The organism is Devosia sp. GW821-FHT12F11 (genome assembly GCF_058806655.1).
Genome location: NZ_JBXAPX010000005.1, coordinates 339186 through 358099, shown reverse-complemented (window position 1 = coordinate 358099; position 18914 = coordinate 339186). Strand labels below are relative to the sequence as shown.

The 18914-nt window shown below is 64.9% G+C and carries 17 protein-coding genes; 6 read left to right on the top strand and 11 right to left on the bottom strand.

Going from position 1 to position 18914, the window contains the following annotated elements; translation table 11 throughout:
* Positions 1 to 225: 225 nt before the first annotated feature.
* The 4 genes from AC1ROK_RS17180 to AC1ROK_RS17165 form a co-directional block, all read right to left on the bottom strand.
* Positions 226 to 1236: an ABC transporter ATP-binding protein gene (locus tag AC1ROK_RS17180; RefSeq protein WP_492849075.1), complete on the bottom strand. Its 1011-nt coding sequence runs from the start codon at positions 1234 to 1236 to the stop codon at positions 226 to 228.
* A 4-nt stretch (positions 1237 to 1240) separates the two neighbouring features.
* Positions 1241 to 2080 carry a carbohydrate ABC transporter permease gene (locus AC1ROK_RS17175; protein WP_055880992.1) on the bottom strand — a complete coding sequence of 280 codons (840 nt, stop codon included), beginning with the start codon at positions 2078 to 2080 and terminating at the stop codon, positions 1241 to 1243.
* Positions 2080 to 2973 carry a carbohydrate ABC transporter permease gene (locus AC1ROK_RS17170; RefSeq protein WP_244488521.1) on the bottom strand — a complete coding sequence of 298 codons (894 nt, stop codon included), beginning with the start codon at positions 2971 to 2973 and terminating at the stop codon, positions 2080 to 2082. The genes AC1ROK_RS17175 and AC1ROK_RS17170 overlap by 1 nt, the downstream gene beginning before the upstream one ends.
* A 163-nt stretch (positions 2974 to 3136) precedes the next feature.
* Complete coding sequence (locus tag AC1ROK_RS17165; RefSeq protein ID WP_492849255.1) at positions 3137 to 4399, bottom strand: ABC transporter substrate-binding protein; 1263 nt, start codon at positions 4397 to 4399, stop codon at positions 3137 to 3139.
* A gap of 485 nt (positions 4400 to 4884) precedes the next feature.
* On the opposite strand from AC1ROK_RS17165, the gene AC1ROK_RS17160 reads away from it, so the two are divergent.
* On the top strand, positions 4885 to 5907 hold the full coding sequence (locus AC1ROK_RS17160; protein ID WP_492849072.1) for a substrate-binding domain-containing protein: 1023 nt from the start codon (positions 4885 to 4887) through the stop codon (positions 5905 to 5907).
* Positions 5908 to 5976: 69 nt separating this feature from the next.
* Here AC1ROK_RS17160 and AC1ROK_RS17155 read toward each other — a convergent pair whose 3' ends face one another.
* From AC1ROK_RS17155 to AC1ROK_RS17145, 3 genes are all read right to left on the bottom strand, one after another.
* Positions 5977 to 6759 carry a PP2C family serine/threonine-protein phosphatase gene (locus AC1ROK_RS17155; protein ID WP_492849070.1) on the bottom strand — a complete coding sequence of 261 codons (783 nt, stop codon included), beginning with the start codon at positions 6757 to 6759 and terminating at the stop codon, positions 5977 to 5979.
* 38 nt (positions 6760 to 6797) lie between these two features.
* Positions 6798 to 7682: an alpha/beta hydrolase gene (locus AC1ROK_RS17150; RefSeq protein ID WP_492849067.1), complete on the bottom strand. Its 885-nt coding sequence runs from the start codon at positions 7680 to 7682 to the stop codon at positions 6798 to 6800.
* A gap of 172 nt (positions 7683 to 7854) precedes the next feature.
* A complete protein-coding gene (locus tag AC1ROK_RS17145) occupies positions 7855 to 8721 on the bottom strand; it encodes a LysR family transcriptional regulator (protein ID WP_492849065.1) in 867 nt (288 codons plus the stop codon).
* A gap of 95 nt (positions 8722 to 8816) precedes the next feature.
* Between AC1ROK_RS17145 and AC1ROK_RS17140 the strand changes: the two genes are divergently transcribed.
* Both AC1ROK_RS17140 and AC1ROK_RS17135 read left to right on the top strand, forming a co-directional pair.
* A complete protein-coding gene (locus tag AC1ROK_RS17140; protein ID WP_492849061.1) occupies positions 8817 to 9257 on the top strand; it encodes a multidrug/biocide efflux PACE transporter in 441 nt (146 codons plus the stop codon).
* 266 nt (positions 9258 to 9523) lie between these two features.
* Positions 9524 to 10663 carry an MFS transporter gene (locus AC1ROK_RS17135; protein WP_492849059.1) on the top strand — a complete coding sequence of 380 codons (1140 nt, stop codon included), beginning with the start codon at positions 9524 to 9526 and terminating at the stop codon, positions 10661 to 10663.
* A gap of 25 nt (positions 10664 to 10688) precedes the next feature.
* On the opposite strand, the gene AC1ROK_RS17130 is transcribed toward AC1ROK_RS17135, so the two are convergent.
* The 4 genes from AC1ROK_RS17130 to AC1ROK_RS17115 form a co-directional block, all read right to left on the bottom strand.
* Positions 10689 to 11786 carry a DUF1513 domain-containing protein gene (locus tag AC1ROK_RS17130; RefSeq protein ID WP_492849057.1) on the bottom strand — a complete coding sequence of 366 codons (1098 nt, stop codon included), beginning with the start codon at positions 11784 to 11786 and terminating at the stop codon, positions 10689 to 10691.
* Positions 11787 to 11788: 2 nt separating this feature from the next.
* Complete coding sequence (locus AC1ROK_RS17125; RefSeq protein ID WP_492849055.1) at positions 11789 to 12859, bottom strand: imelysin family protein; 1071 nt, start codon at positions 12857 to 12859, stop codon at positions 11789 to 11791.
* Positions 12859 to 14367 carry a di-heme oxidoreductase family protein gene (locus AC1ROK_RS17120; protein ID WP_492849054.1) on the bottom strand — a complete coding sequence of 503 codons (1509 nt, stop codon included), beginning with the start codon at positions 14365 to 14367 and terminating at the stop codon, positions 12859 to 12861. Before AC1ROK_RS17120 ends, AC1ROK_RS17125 begins: the two co-directional genes overlap by 1 nt.
* Positions 14368 to 14465: 98 nt before the next feature.
* Entirely contained in the window at positions 14466 to 15716 is a 1251-nt protein-coding gene (locus AC1ROK_RS17115; protein WP_492849053.1) for an imelysin family protein, read from the bottom strand.
* A gap of 360 nt (positions 15717 to 16076) precedes the next feature.
* Here AC1ROK_RS17115 and AC1ROK_RS17110 point away from each other — a divergent pair, with 360 nt between their 5' ends.
* The 3 genes from AC1ROK_RS17110 to AC1ROK_RS17100 are packed head-to-tail and all read left to right on the top strand — an operon-like array spanning position 16077 to position 18911.
* Positions 16077 to 17186: an ABC transporter substrate-binding protein gene (locus AC1ROK_RS17110; RefSeq protein WP_492849051.1), complete on the top strand. Its 1110-nt coding sequence runs from the start codon at positions 16077 to 16079 to the stop codon at positions 17184 to 17186.
* Position 17187: 1 nt separating this feature from the next.
* Positions 17188 to 18126 carry an ABC transporter permease gene (locus AC1ROK_RS17105; protein ID WP_492849049.1) on the top strand — a complete coding sequence of 313 codons (939 nt, stop codon included), beginning with the start codon at positions 17188 to 17190 and terminating at the stop codon, positions 18124 to 18126.
* Positions 18123 to 18911: an ABC transporter permease gene (locus tag AC1ROK_RS17100; protein ID WP_492849047.1), complete on the top strand. Its 789-nt coding sequence runs from the start codon at positions 18123 to 18125 to the stop codon at positions 18909 to 18911. The genes AC1ROK_RS17105 and AC1ROK_RS17100 overlap by 4 nt, the downstream gene beginning before the upstream one ends.
* The last annotated feature ends 3 nt before the right edge of the window (positions 18912 to 18914 follow it).

Here is an 18914-nt window from a genome sequence, read left to right as displayed (position 1 = left end):
GTGGAAAGGGCCGGATGGTGGCTCCGGCCCAAGCTATCCAAACTGGCTTTGATTTTGTCGCGCTTTCGAACCGAAAAGGTCTGCAACCTTTTCTGAAAACGCTCGGGCTCCAAAGCGGTTTGATCGTCGGCGGGATTCACTGCATTGCGGCCCTGCAATTGGCAAGCAAGTGCGGCGAAAATCGAGGCAGGCGCAGCGAAAATCCGTGCGCCTGCGTTAATTTTGTCAGTTCTTGACCGGCTTGCCGGCCTTGTCGAAACGGTAGACCTTTCCCGGGATCGGCGCGATCGAGATCGCGGCATCCGGCTGGTGCATGTGGGTGCCTTCCTGCCGCACGATGATCGGATCGCCGCCGGCGCCGATATCGACATAGACATAGCTGTCCGAGCCGAGGCTTTCGGAGTGCACCACCTTGCCCTTCCAGGCGCCGTCGCGGTCGGCGATCTCGATATGCTCGGAGCGCACGCCAATGGTGTTGGCGCCGAACTTCGAAGCGATCTCGCCATTGAGGAAGTTCATCTTGGGCGAACCGATAAAGCCGGCGACGAACAGCGATTGCGGGTTCTCGTAAAGCTCGAGCGGCGTGCCCACCTGCTCGACGAGCCCATCGCGCAGCACGCAGATGCGGTCGGCAAGCGTCATCGCTTCCACCTGGTCGTGCGTCACGTAGACCATGGTCGAGCTGTTCATCGCATGATGCAGCTTGGCGATTTCCAGCCGGGTCGCGACGCGCAGCGCCGCGTCGAGGTTGGAGAGCGGTTCGTCGAACAGGAACACTTTGGGGTCGCGCACGATGGCGCGGCCGATGGCGACGCGCTGGCGCTGCCCGCCCGACAGCTGCTTGGGCAGACGACCCAGATAGGGGGTGATCTGGAGCAGTTCGGCCGCCTTCTCCACCCGCTCCTTGATCGTTTCCTTGCTCGACTTGGCCAGTTCCAGGCCGAACGCCATGTTCTCGTACACCGTCATATGCGGGTAGAGCGCGTAGGATTGGAACACCATGGCGATGCCGCGCTTGGACGGCGCCAGTGCGTTCACCAGCGTGCCGTCGAAGGTCATCTCGCCCGAGGTGATGTCCTCGAGGCCGGCCATCAGGCGCAGCAAGGTGGACTTGCCGCAGCCGGACGGACCGACGAAGACCATGAACTCGCCCGAGAAGATCTCGAGATCGACGCCCTTGATCACATCGACGAGGCCAAAGGACTTCTTGATGTTCTTGAGTTCGATATGCGCCATGGATTTAGCCCTTTACGCCGCCGGCGGTCAGGCCGGAAATGATCTTGCGCTGGAAGATGAGGACGAGAACGACCAGCGGGACGGTGACGATCACCGATGCCGCCATGATGTTGCCCCACGGGATTTCGTACTGGCTGCCGCCCGACAGCAGCGCGATGGCTACCGGCACGGTACGGGTCGCGTTCGACGAGGTGAAGGTCAAGGCGAACAGGAACTCGTTCCAGGCCGCGATGAAGGCGAGCAGGCCCGTCGTCACCAGCGCTGGCCAGAGCAGCGGCAGGAAGACGCGCCAGATGATGATCCACGGGGTCGCCCCGTCGACGATGGCCGCCTCTTCGATCTCGATCGGCAGGTCGCGCATGAAGGTGGTCAGCACCCACACGGTGAACGGCAGCGTGAAGATGGTGTAGCTGAAGATCAGCGCCCACGGCGTGTTGTAGATGCCGAGGAACCGGATCACCTCGAACAGGCCGGCGAGCACCGCGATCTGCGGGAACATCGACACCGCGAGGATGGTCATCAGCAGCAGCCCCCTGCCCCGGAACCGCACGCGGCTCAGGGCGAACGAGGCGGTGATGGCGAGGAACAGGGCCGCCAGCACCGTCACCGCGGCGACGAACACCGAGTTGAGCAGGTTCCGCGGGAAGCTGCCGGTGGTCAGCACCGACATGTAGTTGTCGAGCGAGAACGAGGTCGGCCAGTAGGTGACCCGGAACAGGTCGGTGCCCGATTTGAAGCTGGTGAGGATCGCGTAGTAGAACGGGAAGATCGACACCACGACGATGAAGATCACCAGCGCGTAGAACGCCACCCGCTTGGTGATGTGCCAGAGGTCCAGAGTCATCAGCGATCTCCCCCGTCGAACCGGACCTTGCCCAGCCAGATATAGAGCCCCGTCATCACGGCGATCATCAGGAACAGGAACGTCGATTGCGCCGAGCCGTAGGCGAACTTGTCGAAGTCGAACAGGTTCTCGCGTGAGATCACCGACATGGTCTTGGTGGCCGCGCTGTTGGGCGTCAGAACATAGATCAAATCGAAGATGCGCATCGCATCGAGCAGGCGGAAAATCACCGCCACCATCAGCGCCGGCCGCACCAGCGGCAGCGTCACCTTGAAGAACACCTTCACCGGATGCACGCCGTCGATCTCCGCCGCCTCGTAGATGTCCTTGGGGATCATCTGCAGGCCGGCGAGGATCAGCAGCGCCATGAACGGCGTGGTCTTCCAGATATCGACGATCAGCACGGCGGTCATCGCCGTATCGGCGGAAGCGGTCCAGGCGATCTTGTGGCTGATCAGCCCCAGCTTCATGAACAGGTCGTTGATGATGCCGAACTGGTCGTTCAGCATCCACGACCACATCTTGGCCGAGACGATCGTGGGGATGGCCCACGGGATCAGGATGGCGGCGCGGACGATGCCGCGGCCCTTGAATTCGGCATTGAGCACCAGCGCCACGACCATGCCGAGCACGGTCTCGAGCGTCACCGAAATGACGGCGAAGCGCAGCGTGTTGCCCACGGCATTCCACCAGGCCGGATCGACCAGGAGGCCCGAGAACACGGTGCGGCCGCTCTTCAGCGTGGTCCAGCTCAGGTAATTCTTGAAGCCGACGAACTCAGCCTCATAGAGGTTGGTCAGCGAGGCATTGGTCAAGGAGAAGTAGATCGTCCGAAGCAATGGCCACCCGGCCACCACGGCGAGCGCCGCGAGCATCGGGAGCAGGAACCACATTGCCGCGCCGACGCGCGACTTGAGCAGTTCGGACTCGATCTTGGGTTGGGTTCGGACGGCTTGCCCTGCCGTGGCTTCAACAGTCATCTGGCGCTTCCCCTGCTGCAGAAACTAGGCGGCGCGGACAACCCGGGGGTCGCCCGCGCCAAACGTCAGCTAAGGCTTACCAGGCGTCGCCCTTGAGCTCGGTCAGCTTGGCTTCGAGCAGCTCGAGGTTCTCGGCAGCGGTGCCGTTACCCGACAGCGTGTCGTGCACGGCCGACCAGAACAGCGAGGAGACCTCGTTGTACTTCACCTTGGTCGGAGCCGAAGGACGCGGCACGGCGTTCTGGAACACTTCCTTCCAGTTCGGGATGATCGGCTGGGCAGCCGCCACATCGGCGTCGTCATAGAGCGAAACGATCGTCGGCAGGTTGGACTGCTTGATCGCGCGTTCCTTCTGCACTTCGGTGGACGACAGGAACAAGGCGAGCTTGATCGCCTCTTCCGGAGCCTTGGAGTACTTCGACACGGCAACGTTCCAGCCACCGAGCGTCGCGGCCGAGCGAGCGCCCTCGCCGTCGCCCATCGGCAGCGGCACCACGTCGAACTTGCCCTTCACGGCGGAGTCGTCGCCATTGCCGAGCTGGTAGGCATACGGCCAGTTGCGCATGAACACGGCATTGCCGAGCTGCCACACGCCGCGGCTCTCTTCTTCCTGGTAGGCGAGCACGCCCGCCGGCGAGATCGTGCCGACCCAGCCCTTGACCATATCGATGGCCGCAGCGGCCTTCTCGTTGTTGATCGAGATGGTGCCATCGGGCTCGACGATCTGGCCGCCGCCGTTCGACATCACCCACTCGAGCGCATTACAGGTCAGGCCTTCATAGGCGTTGCCCTGGAACACGAAGCCCTGCATGTCGGGGTTACCGGCAGCGCGCTCCTTGTCCTGGATCTCCTGCGCGGTAGCAGTCAGCTCGGCCCAGGTCTTGGGCGGAGTCTTGCCGTACTTCTCGAGCAGGTCCTTGCGGTAGTAGAGCGCCGGAGCGTCGGTGAAGGCCGGCAGCGCGACGAGCTTGCCGTTCACGGTCTGCGACTCGATGATCGAGGGGAAGTGGTTCGCCACCACGTCCTTGGCCGCGTCGGTCAGGTCGAGGAACTGGTCCGCCAGCTGCGGGGCCCAGATCACGTCGGTCTGGTACACGTCGATGTCGGAGTTGCCGGCGGCGAGCCACAGCTTGTACTGGCCGAACTGGTCGGTGGTCGAGGACGGCATCGGGACCACGGTCACCTTGTTGCCGGTCTCGGCCTCGAAGCGGTCGAGCTGCGAGCGCAGGAACTCGAGACCGTTACCGGTATCGCCCGAAACGATCGAGAGATCGGCGGCCTGCGCGGCCATGACGCCGAGCGTGGCGCTGGCGAGCAGGGCGGCGATCAGGGACTTCATTCTCATTATTCTTCCTCCCAAAGGACAGACATGACCGGGAGGCAGCCAAACGCGATCGACGCCTCGCGGCGCAGATCGGCAGTCAGTTCCTCCCACCAAAACGCTAGGACCGAGGGCGATCCGCCCCGCAAAAGTCATCCAAAGCGCTTTGGATCGAAACTAGCCAGAGCCATGAAATACTGTCAAGCGGGATTCGCCGCCCATTCCTTAACGCCACAATTGGCGTTCCAGATCATCTTTAACTATCAATGCTTTACGAGCGACGATCTGTTAACGCCGGCAAACCACCGCAGTTCGGCCTGAGGTACGAACGTCAGAAATGTTAGTGCCGCCTCGCCCCTTCCGTGCCCCTTGCGTTTGCTTTCCAAATCGCTTTGAATGCGGCACTTGGTGAGGAGGGCGTCCGGCTGTAGGCTCCACTTCGGGGCTTGGTTCGCGAGTGGAACACCACCGCGCGCCGTTGACGGGCGCAGACGAATTTGGTGATGAAACTCAAAGACTTGGCCGCGGAGCTGGGGCTGTCGCAGACGACGGTCAGTCGTGCTCTCAACGGCTTTCCGGAGGTCAACGAGGCGACCCGCCAGCGCGTCAGCGAGGCGGCGCGCCGGCTCGGCTATCGGGCCAATGTCAGCGCCCGCCGCCTCGCCACCGGCCGCTCCGGCGCCATCGGCGTGACCCTGCCGCTGCAGCGCTCGCTGCATTTCGGTCCGCACACCTCGGAGTTTCTCTCCGGCATCAGCGAACGCATGGCGCAGCACGACATCGATATCGTGGTGACGCCGATCGACGCCGACGACGAAGTGCCGGTGTTCCGCCGTCTGGTCGCCAGCAAGCGCGTCGACGCCCTGGTGCTCTCGGCCCCGACGCCGAACGACGAACGCATCGCGGCGCTCACCGAACTCGGCATGCCCTTCCTGTTGCATGGTCGCGCCGACAACGTGAAGATTCCGCATGCCTGGCTCGATATCGATAACGAAGGCGCCTTCCGCCGCGCCACCAGCCACCTGCTCGACCTCGGTCACGTCAGGATCGCGATGATCAATGGCCCCGAGGACCAAACCTTCGCCATCCATCGCCTCCGCGGTTTTCGCAGCGCCATGGAGGCGCGCGGCATTACGCCCGATCCGCAACTGATCGGCGGCGGTCGCTTCACCGACGAGAATGGCTTCCGCCTGGCGCAGGCCTTTCTCGAACGTCGTCCACGCCCCACGGCCTTCCTCGCCGGCTCGATGATGACGGCGCTCGGTGTCTTCCGCGCCATCCGGCTGGCCGGGCTGGAGCTGGGCAAGGACGTCTCGATGATCGCTCACGACGACGTCTTCCCCTATCTCAACGCCGACAACATGGTCCCCTCCATGTCGACCACCCGCTCCTCGATCCGCGCCGCCGGCGCCCGCATCGCCGAGCTGCTGCTGCAGATGCAGGACGGCAAACCCCCAGGCTCGATCCACGAACTCTGGCCGGTTGAGCTGGTGCTGCGGGAATCGACAGGGCCGGCGCCGAAGTAGAGACACCGGCCTCCAGATCCTCCCCCGCGTGGCGGGGGAGGAGGACCGAGAGTCCCGTGCCAATCCCCCTCACCCCGACGGCATCAGCCCCATCACCGAACTCTCCACCTGCCACGCAATCACCGTGGCGCTGTCGGCGCCGCCCAGCCGGTGCACTTCCGCCAGCATGGAGGAAATCGCACCCGACACGCCCGCCGGCGACAACAGCTCGCGGCTGACCCGCGCCGGATCCTCGAACGGTCGGTCGCCGACCTCGAGCAACCCGTCGGTCACCAGGGCGACGGTGTTGATCCCCTGCCGCAGCTGCCGGATGCCGGAGGAAAAGCAGGGCACCTCGAGCCCGAGGCTGCTGCGCTCGCCGATCCACTCGAAATAGTTGCGCACCGTGAGGGTGAACTGCCCCAGCCGCTGCAGCTCGGGGTGCAGCAGATAAAGCTGGTTGTCGCCGATCGACAGCCACATCAGGTAGCCGCCCGCCTGGTAGCAGACGAGGCACGCCGTCTCGCCGCGCACCCGCGCCATGCGCTCACCGCTACCGAACAGCAGGCGCGTCACCGCGGCCTGCACCTCGAGATGTGAGGGCTCCAGCCGCTCGATCAGCGCCAGCAGCTCCGCCTTACCGGCCGCGAACAGCTCAAGCACGGCATCGGCGCTCTCCGAGCCGGCATGCGCATCGAGGATGACGGCGAAGACCCAGTCTTCACCGGCCCACACCAAAGCCGCATCCTCGTTCTTCTTCGCGCCAAATGCGGCGTTACCGCCGCAAAGCCCAATGGCGACCCGACCGGCCGTGTGGATACGCGGCCCGTCGAGGTACGGCTCGACGCTGCCGCTCCAGACGAACTCCTGCATCGACGACTCCTGCCCCTCGGCCCGCCACAGGTAATACTCTACCGCCCGCAGTTCGGATCCAGCTTCGGCACCAGCCACTCCAGCGCCGGGACGATCTGCTGCTGCCAGGTGTCCCAGTAGTGCCGGCCATGCGTCACCCGCAGCGTGGTGTCGATGCCGAGTTGCGTCAACCCGTTGTGGTACTCGGCCGAGGCGAGGATCAGGTCGGGGAAATCGGCATCGCCGATGGCGAAGTAGAAGGCCGGCTTGTCGGCGGCGCGCCTGAGCTTTGGCATCAGCGTGAAGGGGTTGGCGGCGTTGAAGCGGGCGCGGTCGAACGGCGCGCCGAAAACGTTCTGGTAGAGCCCGGGAATCCAGCCGCTGCGCTGGTCGTTCTTTTCGAGCGGCTTGTGCAGCGCCCCGGCAAAACTCATCGCCGCGCCATAGGTGTCGGGGTGGTTGATCGCCTGCAGCACGGCGCCGACCCCGCCCATCGACACCCCGCCGATCGCCCGACCCTGGCGGCATTTCGCCGTCGGGTACTTCGCATCGATCGCCTTGACGAGGTCGGTGGCGAAGGCCGTGTCGATCAGCCCAAAACCTCCAGCATCGGGGTTGTCGACATACCAGCTGTCCCCTGCCCCCGGCGCCACCACCATCATCGGCGGAATGCGGCCATCGGCCAGTGCCCGATCGAGGATCGGGCCGAGATTGCCCCAGGTGAACCAGTCGCCATCCGCACCGGTCAGCCCGTGCAGCAGATAGACCACCGGCCAGCGCTCCCCCTCGGCCGGCGCCGGAAACGGCGTGTAGACCGCATAAGGGATCGGCCGGCCCAAGGTCGGGCTTTCGGCCTTTAGCCCGAACTCGACGATCCCCGCCGCCAGCGCCATCGAACTGGCAAACACCATCGCAGCCGCTCCCAGCGCAGCCAGAAGTTTCAATCTCAATCTGTCCCCCTCGGATCGCCGGTTTGCGGCGAATTTCAATGTGCAAAGTAGAATTAGGAAAACGTTTTCCTTGTTGGTCAGCTTATTGGGGTTGAGGGAGTTGGGCAACTGGGCCGAAAGGTGGGGAGTAGTGCACCGATGGGGCAGTCGGCCTCAACGTGAAGCCCTACCTCCGCCTCTCCCCCAGCAAACCATCGAGCAACCACTGCCCCGCCGGCCCTGGCGGGTTACTCCGTGACCACAGCGCATCGACCGGCAGGAGCCGCGGCCAGCCGCGCGGTGCCAGCTCCTTGAGCGTGTCGCCGGCATATTGGCGCACCAGCCAGTCGGGCAGTTCGGCCCAGCCAAAACCCTGCTGCGTCAGCTCCAGCAGCATCAGGTAGCTCGGCGCCGACCAGGCGAGACCGAGCGGCCGGGTGCCGCCGCCGACATAGCTGTTGAGGTAGATCTGCCGGGTCGCCGCAAGCTGCTCGACGCTCGGGCTGCCGATGGAAGCGAGCGGGTGGCCGCGCGCCACGAACACCCCCATGCGGGTTGGCTCGGCCAGCCGCGCCGAGGCAATGCCGCTGGGATAGAACGTCTCGGCCGCGGTGACCGCCAGATGCGCCCGGCCCGATTGCAGCAGGTCGATGACGTCGGGGCCTTCGGCGATCAGGCATTCGAGCTCGATATCGCGATAGCGTCGCTCGAATTCCTGCATCAGCTCGAGATGGTCGCCCTGCCCATAGGTGTCGGAAAGGACGACGGTCAGCCGCGGCTCCACCTTGTCGGAAAGCCTGAGGCTCAGCGCTTCGAGCCTGTCGCCGGCAGCGAGAATCTCCTGCACATGCGCCAGTACCCGCCGCCCCGCCGCCGTCAGCACCGGCAAGCGGCTCGAACGATCGAACAGCGTCAGGTCGAGATCGGCCTCGAGATTGGCGATCGCCGTGCTGATGGTCGACTGGCTCTTGTGCAACTGCCGGGCAGCGGCCGAGAACGAGCCGAGCGCTGCAGCCGCGGCGAAGGCTTCCATGGCTTCGGGGGAATATTGCATCTATCGATATTCTCGATGGTACCCATCTTGGTATACCGGAAAAATCGATGATAGGTCCAGCTCACCAAGTTCACTTCTTGAAGTGTGAGAACACTATGCAACTCCAGAACCGGTCCTTCATCGAACGCATCGGCCACGCCGTCGGCTTCGAGGTCATCGCGCTGCTCGTCTGCACGCCGATTGCCGCCTGGCTGCTCGACCGGCCGCTCAGCCATGTCGGGCTGCTGGCAATCCTGCTTTCGACCACCGCCATGGGCTGGAACGTCGTCTACAATTTCGGCTTCGACCGGCTCTGGCCGGTGGCTCGGGTGCCGCGCACCCTAGGCGTCCGGGCGTTACACGCGCTCGGCTTCGAAGGCGGCCTGGTGCTGGCCGGGGTGCCGCTTGCGGCATGGCTGCTGAACATCTCGCTGGTTGAGGCCTTCCTGCTCGATATCGGCTTCTTCCTGTTCTTCCTGCCCTACGCGTTTGTTTACAACTGGGCCTATGACAGCCTGCGTGAACTGTGGCTGGGGCGGAAGGTGGCGAGGGTTTAGGCGAGGCCAGCGTTTTAGCCCGCAGTCGGCGGCCCCTCTCCCGCTTGCGGGGAGGGTTCGCCCACTGCCAGCGCAGCGACCCAGCTGAACCAGCAAAAAGCAAGTCACAGCAACAGCTTCAATGCCCGGGCGGGGGCCGCAGGAAGGCGGGGCCAATATTGCTACAACAATCGTTTGCCACGGTCCGGGCTGACGCGTTGGGAGCTGCGGACCATCACAACCTGCCTGTTCCAAAGACGCGGCGTGTTACCTGGAGGGTTCTGGGAATGTCGCCGGTAGCTGCCATTCGCCTGATCTTTTTTCTGGATGGGCTGATCATCGCCAAGTGGTTGCCGCACCTCCCGGACATCCAGGCGGATCTGGGCCTCGACGTCGGCCAACTCGGGTTGGCGCTTGCCGCGCTGCCGCTCGGCATCATGTCATCGCTTCCGCTGGTCGGCACCTTCATCATCTCGCGCTTCTCGGAGCGGGCCACCATCCGCATCACCTTCTTCTGGCTGGCCCTGACCTCGATCCTTCCCGGCCTCGCCTGGGATTTGCCGAGTTTTGCGGTGGCACTGTTTTTCTACGGGTCCGGCATCGCTGGCGTCGAAGTCGCCATGAACGCCACCGCCGATGCCGTCGAGGCCCGTGTCGGGCGGCGGATCATGTCGAGCTGCCACGGCCTGTGGAGCGTCGGCAACCTCACCGGTGCAGCACTGGGCAGCCTCGCGCTGTCGCTGCATCTGGACGCCGCAGTCACCCTCACCGTCGCGGCTCCGATTCTGCTGGCGGTGGCCTACGCCTCGACCGGCCGGCTCGACAACAGCCCGATTTCTTCGGCGCCGGGACCGGCCCTGGCCCTGCCGGATTTCCCGCTGCTGGTCCTGTGCCTGCTGCCGTTCTGCGCCTGCGTACTGGAAGGCGCTATGGCCGACTGGGCAGCGGTGTACCTGCGGCTCGAGCATGGCGCCCAGGCTGCGCTTACCGGCGCCGGCTTCGGCGTCTTCGCGGCCGTCATGGCCGGAACACGGCTGGCCGGCGACCGGCTGGTCGATCGTGTCGGGCCGGTCTTCATCGCGCGCTGCTGCGGCGTCTCGGGCCTCCTGGGCCTGCTGGTAATCTGGCTTGCGCCCGGCGTGTGGCCGGCGCTGGTCGGATTTGCGCTGATGGGCTTTGCCGCGTCGCTGATCTTCCCGATTTCCGTTACCGCCGCGGCCCGTCAACCCGGCCGTTCCGCTGCCATGAACATCGCGTCCCTGTCGCTGATCTGCTTTTCCGGCTACGTCATTGGCCCGCCGGTCGTCGGTTTCATTGCTGGCCTCATCGGCCTGCGCGGCGCGCTCGCCTGCCTCATCCCCTTCGCCCTCGGCGTCCTGCTGCTCGCACCACGGCTCCAGCCAAGGGCAGCCGTCACCGCGGCCTGACACTGAAGCGCCTTCAGCGGCCTCCTCAAACCGCCTTCAGCAACCTCAGATGGTTGTCGAAATTCAGCTCGAACGTGGTGAGCGGCGCCGGCGAGCCGGCGAGCCCGCCCAGCGCCCCTTCTCCGCTCGAAGCCAGCAACCCGACACTGTCGGGCGCAATACCGCAGCCGTTCTCGAGCCCGAGGCTGGCGACCACCGTCGCGGTATCAGGGTCGATGGCGAGAATGGTGTTGCCTTCGGGCGAGGAGACGCCGATCAGCCCGCCATCGGCCGAGGCGGCGACCGAGCCGATATAGTTGCGGAGCTCCCCGAGCGTCGCGTCGGGCAGCTCGATCAACCGGATTTCGCCGTCACGTGTGGCATAACCGACCAGTTGCGGGCGATCGCCCGAAGGCCCGCGGAACTGGCAACCGAACCAGACACGACCCTTGTGATCGAACGCCATGTGGCGGATCGACAGCTGGTGCAGCCCGCCATCGAGCCGCAGCTGTCCGATCAGCTTGCCCGAGCGCCGGTCGACGAAGGCAATCGAGGGATCCATGCTGTCGAGGTTGAGCTCGGTCCGTCCGTAATCGGGGTGCGTCTCGATCCCGCCATTGGCGACGACGAAGGTCTCGCCATCCGGCATCAGCAGCATTTCGTGCGGACCGGTGCCGAAGGTGTCGAACTCGCCGATCCGCCTGTAGCCGCCGGCGACGTCATAGATGCCGATCACCCCGCGCGCATTATCGAAGTCGTTCTCGGTAGCGTAGAGGAGCTTGCCATCCGGCGAGAAAGCGCCGTGGCCGAAGAAATGCCGGCCCTCGATGCTGGCCAGCGTCTGCGGCTTCGTCCCACCCTTAGGGTCGAAGATCACCGCGAACGTACCGGGCTGGCGGGCGAACACCACCCCCTGCCCGGTGGTCGGCGAAAAGGTGATGTCATGCCCGCGATCCGGCAGCTCGACGGTCGAGATCACGGATCCGGCCTCGTTCACCAGCGCCGCGCCGAACCCGCCTTCGCGCTTCTGGATCGACGAGGCGAAGATCAGTTCGGCCCGCTCCAGCGCTTCGGCACGCCGCGGCAGCAGCGCCGCGGCAAAGCCAACGCCTGCTGCCTTGAGGAATGCCCGCCGCTGCCACATCGTCAGTCTCCGTCGAGTGACGAGAAGCCGACCGACAGGCCGAGCGCCGCCGCGAGGTTTTCGCCCAGGATGGTGTCGAGCGACTGGGTGACGATCACCAGGTAATCGAGCGCCTTTTTCTGCTTGGGGTCATCAAGCGCCTGCTCGACCGGCTCGGTCACCACCTTGCCGGCGCGCTCGGCATTGCCGAACTCGAACGCCGCGCTGTTGCCGACCCAGAGATTGTCGGCCGTCGTCGCCTCGGCGATGCGCGATTTTTCGAGCAGCACCTCCAGCCCCTCGAAATTGCCGGTGATCGAGGGCACCGTCATGCCCGAGCGCCAGAACAAAGCCGATTTCGGCTTCGGCGCCGCGCCGTCGCGGCCGAGGAAAGGCAGCAGCCGCTGGTCGCGGATCGCCTCGGTGCCGTGCGCCAGCAACCCGGTCAGCGCCTCGGCCACCTCGCGGAAACTGCGATAGTCCGGGTCGCTTTCGGACGGCTCGAGCAGCCGCTTCGAAATTCCCGCCGGGTCGTTCCACTCGGCCGACAGCGTCGCCGCGGTCTCGGCCTGCAGCGTGGTGATGGCGTGGGCGTAGCGGCAGCGGAAATCGCCTTCACTGGCCAACTGTTCGGCGCCGGTGCCGAACAGCAGGAACTCCAGCGCTCCCAGTCCCTGCATGGCGACGCTTTTGCCGCCGAGCTTTGCCGGGTCGGTCGCATCGGGGTCGGCATCGGCGAGCACGCCCTGCACCTGCTTCAGGGCAATCCCCTTGCGGTCGGGCCAGAACAGGATCCTGTCGTAGCGGTTCTCCACCATCAGCGGCCCGAGCCGATAGAGCTCGACCCGCGACCAGGCGGTGACGGCGGCCTTGAACTGGGTGCGGGCCCCCTCAAGCGTTGTCGCGGACGGGTCGTCGCAGAGCGCAGCGACGTTGAGCTGCAGCGCCGCCGTCGCCTCGGCATACTGCGCAAAACCGGGCCGGATCGCCTCGGTGATCGCCAGTGACACCACCTGTTCCGCCGTAAGCTTCTGCTCCTCAGCTGCGACAGGCATCGCGAGCAGCGCCAGGACAACGGCAAGCAACAGGCGCATCACAGCGACTCCAGGAAGGCGATCAGATCATCGCGCTCGGATTTCGGCATGTTTGCGAACGCATCGCGCGATTTCTGTGCCTCCCCGCCATGCCAGAGGATCGCCTCGGCGAGGTTGCGGGCCCGTCCGTCGTGGAGGAATTCGGTATGGCCCGAGACCGTCTCGGTGAGGCCTATCCCCCATAGCGGCGGGGTCTTCCACTCATAGCCGTCGGCATCGCCCTCGGGGCGGTTATCTGCAAGGCCCTCGCCCATGTCGTGCAGCAGCAGATCGGTATAGGGCCAGATCAGCTGGAACTTGTGTGCCTCGATCGGCGCCTGGCGCGAGGTTACATATTTCGGCGTGTGGCAGGCGGTGCAATTGGCGTCGTAGAACGCCTGCTTGCCGCGGAGCACTGCGGCGTCGCCGACATTGCGCCGCTGCGGCACGCCCAGGTTCTGCGAGTAGAAGGTGACGAGGTCGAGCACCGGATCGGGCGCCTCGGACGGGCCGAGCCGCTGCTGCTCGCCGGTGGGCGCGGCGAGACACTCGGCCTCCGCCACGGTGCAATCGCCATGCGGCTTCATCACCAGCGGCGTCGAAATACCAATATCGCCGGCAAAGGCATCAGCCGATTGCGCCCGGATGCTGGCCGCGCCGGCCTTCCAGCCGAAGCGGCCAAGCGCGCGCTGCCCGCTCACCGCATCCAGCACCATATTTGGCCGGCCCGAAATGCCGTCGCCATCGCGATCGTCGGGGTCGACCTTGCTGAGAATGTCCTCCTGGGGCACCTGCTCGAGCAGCCCGAGCCCGATCATCTGCGGCGCGACGCGCGGGCTCAGCAGCACATCGTCGGCCATCGGGCCATAGGCGAGGTCGGCGACCGAATAGCTCGGGCGGCGCAGCGTCACCACCGTGCCATCGCCCAGCGTCACCGGGTCGTCGGTGTAGCTGATCACCATCTTGCCCTCGGGCTTGATCCCCTGGATGGCGAAATCCTGCAGCTGGCCGCCATAGGTCGGCTCCTCGATCACCTTGGCGCCGTCAGCCAGCGCCGTGTGGTCGGCCGCGTCGCGCGGCGGGATCGACAGTCGCAGGAACATCGAGACGGCATCGTCGCCATTGCCCGATGGCGTATGGCCGCGGCCATCCTTCAGATGGCAGTTCTGGCAACCGCGCGCATTGAACAGCGGCCCCAGCCCGTCCGACGCCTCGGTCGAGGCCGGCGCCGAGACCCAGAGCTTGCGGAACAGCGCGTTGCCGAGCTTGAACTCGGCTTCCTGCTCGAAGCTGATATTGGCCGACGAGAACGAGAAGATGTCCTGGTTGACGCGCTTCTTCACCGTGCCGGCCCCGCCCGGCAGCTGCTCGAAATTCTCGGGCTTCGAAAAATCCGTGGTGGGCGCGGTGACCGCCTGAACCCGCTTCAGGTCCTTGGGGGTCAAATCGGAACGGGTCCCGCCATCGCTGGCGACGGCGAGACCCGCGATAAGGGTTATGACCAGGAAAACGGTCAAGCGCTTGTGCATGTCTCGCACTCTTGGCTTCCCGGCCATGGACCGGGATGAAACGCAGCATCGCGGATTCTGGCAACCCGCAACGCCGATAAAGCTCTGGAAAACCGTGTCTACTGGAACACGGCGTCCGGGTTGGTCAGGCTGTCGGACTGCTCGATGGTCACAGTGTCGCCCAGCTCTAGCAGCGCCACGGCGCGCTCGATACCACGGGTCTGGGCGATCAGGCCATCGATCGCCGCCTGCACAACCGCGTTACCTTCGGCATTCCCCTCGGCGATCATCTGGTCGTATTTTTCGACCGTGTCGCCGCGGGTCTTCATCAGCTCCATCTTGGCGACCGTGTCGGCCAGAAGCGCCTTGAGTTCGGTATCGACTGCCGCATCCTTCGAGGCAATCAGTTCCGAGATGGACGGCCCCTCGACCACCGAGCCGTCAACCCGGGTGTACTTGCCGAGATAGACGTTCTGGATGCCGATCGCGTCGTTGAGATGCGAGATGTAGGTGTTGTCCGAGAAGCAGTCGTGCTCCTCTTCCGGATCGTGCAGCAACAGGCCGAGCTTCATGCGCTCACCCGCCAGCTCGCCGAACGACAGCGACCCCATGCCGGTGAGGATGGTGGCGAGCCCCTGCCCGGCCAGCGCCGTGCGCGCCGCGCCGCCTTCCTGCCAGTTGGCGACCATTTCCTCGAGGTCGGTGACGAGGAGGTCGGTCGCCGCATCGAGATACTGGCCCCGCCGCTTGGCATTGGCCTCGGTCGAATAGTCGGTAAACGGCCGCTCACCGGCGCCCGCCTCGGTGCCGTGGAGGTCCTGGCCCCACAGCAGGAACTCGATGGCGTGGTAGCCGGTCGCCACGTTCGCTTCGATACCGCCGGCTTCCTGCAGCGTGTCCTGCAAAAACGCCGGGGTAATCTCGGCCGCATCGACCTCTGTGCCGTCGATGGTGATCTTGGAGTTGGCGATGATGTTGGCGGTGTAGAGCCCGTTCTCGTCGCTCTCGGTGCCATAGGAGGCGTCGACATAGTCGATCAGGCCTTCATCCAGCGGCCAGGCATTCACCTTGCCTTCCCATTCGTCGACGATCGGGTTGCCGAAACGGAACGCCTCGGTCTGCTGGTACGACGGACGCGAGGCCTTCCAGGCCTCGCGCGCTGCGGCCAGCGTCTCCTCGCTCGGATTGGCGATCAGCGCGTCGGTCGCGACGTCGAGCGCCTTGGCCGTCACGAGTGCATCCTCATAACCGGCCAGCGCGATATCGGCGTAGGTCTTGAGGATGGCATCGGCATTGGGTTCGGCTGCGTTGGCGAGGCCGGCGCCCATCGCCGCCATGCCGATCGAGAGGGCAAGCGTGCTGATCTTCATTACGGGAAATCTCCTGGGGCGGGCCCCTGCGGGCCCGTTGCTCAGCGCGGCCTATCAAAGTGGATAGTCAGCTTCAAGAAATATCGACCCAGCTTGGAACGGCTCTAAACTGCCTCTCTTGGCCCCATCTCGACTCGTCCAAGCAAAACGGGCACTGTCACAATTGTCACAATTGACTTCGGAGGGGGTCCGAACGCTGTCTCGCCTGCGCCGCCTGACTTTGTCGGGGCAACGCCTCGCCTTCCACCGGACACCTTGGGGGTGTCACGTGGCTGTCATACGGCCAAAATAGGTGAAACGCGGCTTTAGGGGCTCCTCCCGAGTCAGGACAAGAAGCCAAAATTCCAGGGAGACTTGAGAATGATCGTCAAGAATGCGCTCGTCGCTTCGGTATCGGTCGCGGCCCTCGCCGCTTCGACCTTCACCGTTTCGGCGCAGACCGACCTCGCCGCGCTGTACGAAGCCGCGAAAACCGAAGGCCAGTTGACCACCATCGCCCTGCCGCACGACTGGTGCGGTTATGGCGCCGTGATCGAAGGCTTCAAGGCCAAGTATCCGGGCATCACCATCAACGAGCTGAACCCGGATGCCGGCTCGGCCGATGAAATCGAAGCCATCAAGGCGAACAAGGGCAATACCGGCCCGCAGGCGCCCGACGTGATCGACGTCGGTCTCAGCTTTGGCCCCTCGGCCAAGGCCGAAGGCCTGATCCAGCCGTACAAGGTCTCGACCTGGGACTCGATCCCGGATTCGGCCAAGGACGCCGAAGGCTACTGGTACGGCGACTATTACGGCGTGCTGTCGTTCCTCGTGAACACCGACCTCGTTTCGAAGGTCCCGACCTCGTGGGCCGACCTCAAGGCCGCCGACTATGCCAACGCCGTGGCGCTGGCCGGTGATCCGCGCGCTGCCAACCAGGCCATCCAGGGCGTCTATGGCGCCGGCCTCTCGACCGGTGCTGCCGATGCCAAGGCCGCGGCCGACGCTGGTCTCGCCTACTTCGCCGAGCTCAACAAATCCGGCAACTTCGTGCCGGTGATCGGCAAGGCCGCCTCCACCGCCCAGGGCACCACCCCGATCGTCGTGGCGTGGGACTATAATGCTCTGGCCTGGCGCGATGGCTTTGCCGGCAACCCCAAGGCCGAAGTGGTCGTGCCGTCCGACAGCGTCGTCGCCGGTGTCTACATCCAGGCGATCTCGGCTTTCGCGCCGCACCCGAACGCGGCCAAGCTGTGGATGGAATACCTCTACTCCGACGAAGGTCAGCTCGGCTGGCTGGCTGGCTATTGCCACCCGATCCGCTTCAACGACCTCGCCGCCAAGGGCTCGATCCCGCAGGCTCTGCTCGACAAGCTGCCGCCGGCCGAGGCCTATGCCAAGGCCGTGTTCCCGACCCTCGACGAGCAGGCTGCCGCCAAGGAAGTGATCACCGGCCAGTGGGACGCCGTCGTCGGCGCCAACGTCCAGTAATATGACCAATGTCAGCTCTGCGGCTGACACCTCGGCCGGCCCGGTTTCCACCGGGCCGGCCGTGCGCGTCGGTGGTAACCCGTTCCGGTTCTTCTTGAGGCTCCGCCTGGGCGATATCATCGCCATCGCGCCGTTCATCATCTTCGCTTTGCTGTTCCTGTTGATCCCGACGCTCGGCCTCGTGGTCGGCGCCTTTCAGGATGGCGACGGAAACTTCACCCTGCAGAACGTCATGGATCTGGCGACGCCGCAGATCGCCGCCTCGTTCTGGATTTCGATCCGGGTTTCGGTGACATCCGCCGTGCTCGGCGCCGCCATCGGGCTCGCCATTGCGCTCGCCATCATCCGCGGCAAGCTCCCCTCCGGCATCCGCTCGACGGTGATGACCTTTTCCGGCGTCGCCTCGCAGTTCGCCGGTATCCCGCTCTCCTTCGCCTTTCTCGCCACGCTCGGCCGGCTCGGGCTGGTCACCGTGCTGCTGAAGTTCGCCGGGTTCGATCTCTACAAATCCGGCTTTAACCTCCTCAGTTTCTGGGGCCTCACCATCACCTATCTCTACTTCCAGATCCCGCTGATGATCCTGATCATCGCGCCGGCGATCGATGGGTTGAAGAAGGAATGGGGCGAGGCCGCCGCGACGCTCGGCGCCACCAATGGCCAGTTCTGGCGCTATATCGGGCTGCCGGTGCTGTGGCCGAACCTGCTCGGCACGCTGTCGCTGCTGTTCGCCAACGCGTTCGGCGCCATTGCGACGGCTTATGCGCTCACCGGCTCGTCGCTCAACATCGTGCCGATCCTGCTCTATGCGCAGATCCGCGGCGACGTGCTGCACAATCCCGGCCTCGGCGCCGCGCTGGCGCTCGGCATGATCGTCATCACGGCGCTCGCCAACATCGTCTACCTGGTGATCCGCACCCGCGCCGAGAGGTGGCTCAAGTGAAGCCTGCCAAGCTCTGGAGCTGGGTCATCTTTGCCCTCGGCGCCGCCTATTTCGTCGTGCCGCTGCTCGCCACCTTCGAGTTCTCACTGCGCATCCGCCGCGAGGGCTACACCTTCGATGCCTATACTTCGGTGTTCTCCGACGGGCGCTTCCAGGCCTCGTTCAGCTACTCGCTGCTCATCGGCATCTGCGCCATCATTGCCGGGCTGCTGATCGTCGTGCCCGCCGCCTATTACGTGCGGCTGCGCGCGCCGCATCTGCGTCCGATTATCGAGTTCATCACCCTGTTGCCGCTGGTGATCCCGGCCATCATCTTGGTGTTCGGCTATATCCGCATGTACAACACCTCGTCGCCGCTGCCGCTGCTCGGCACCAACCTCGGCACCGATATCCTGTTGACGCTCGCCTATGTGGCGCTGGCGCTGCCCTACATGTACCGGGCGGTCGATACGGGGCTGCGCACCATCGACGTGCAGACCCTCACCGAGGCCGCCAATATCCTCGGCGCCAACCAGGCGACGATCATCGCCCAGGTCATCTTTCCCAACATCATCGTCGCGGTGCTGTCGGGCGCCTTCCTGACCCTCGCCATCGTCATCGGCGAGTTCACCATCGCGAGCCTCCTCAACCGGCAGGTGTTCGGCGTCTACATGCAGAATGTCGGCGCCAACCGGGCGTTCGAGCCCGCCGCGCTCGCCGTCATCTCCTTCGTCATCACCTGGGGCGCCATGGGCATGATCCAGCTGCTCGCGCGTTTCGCCCCCAAAACCGCCCGTAGGGACTAGACC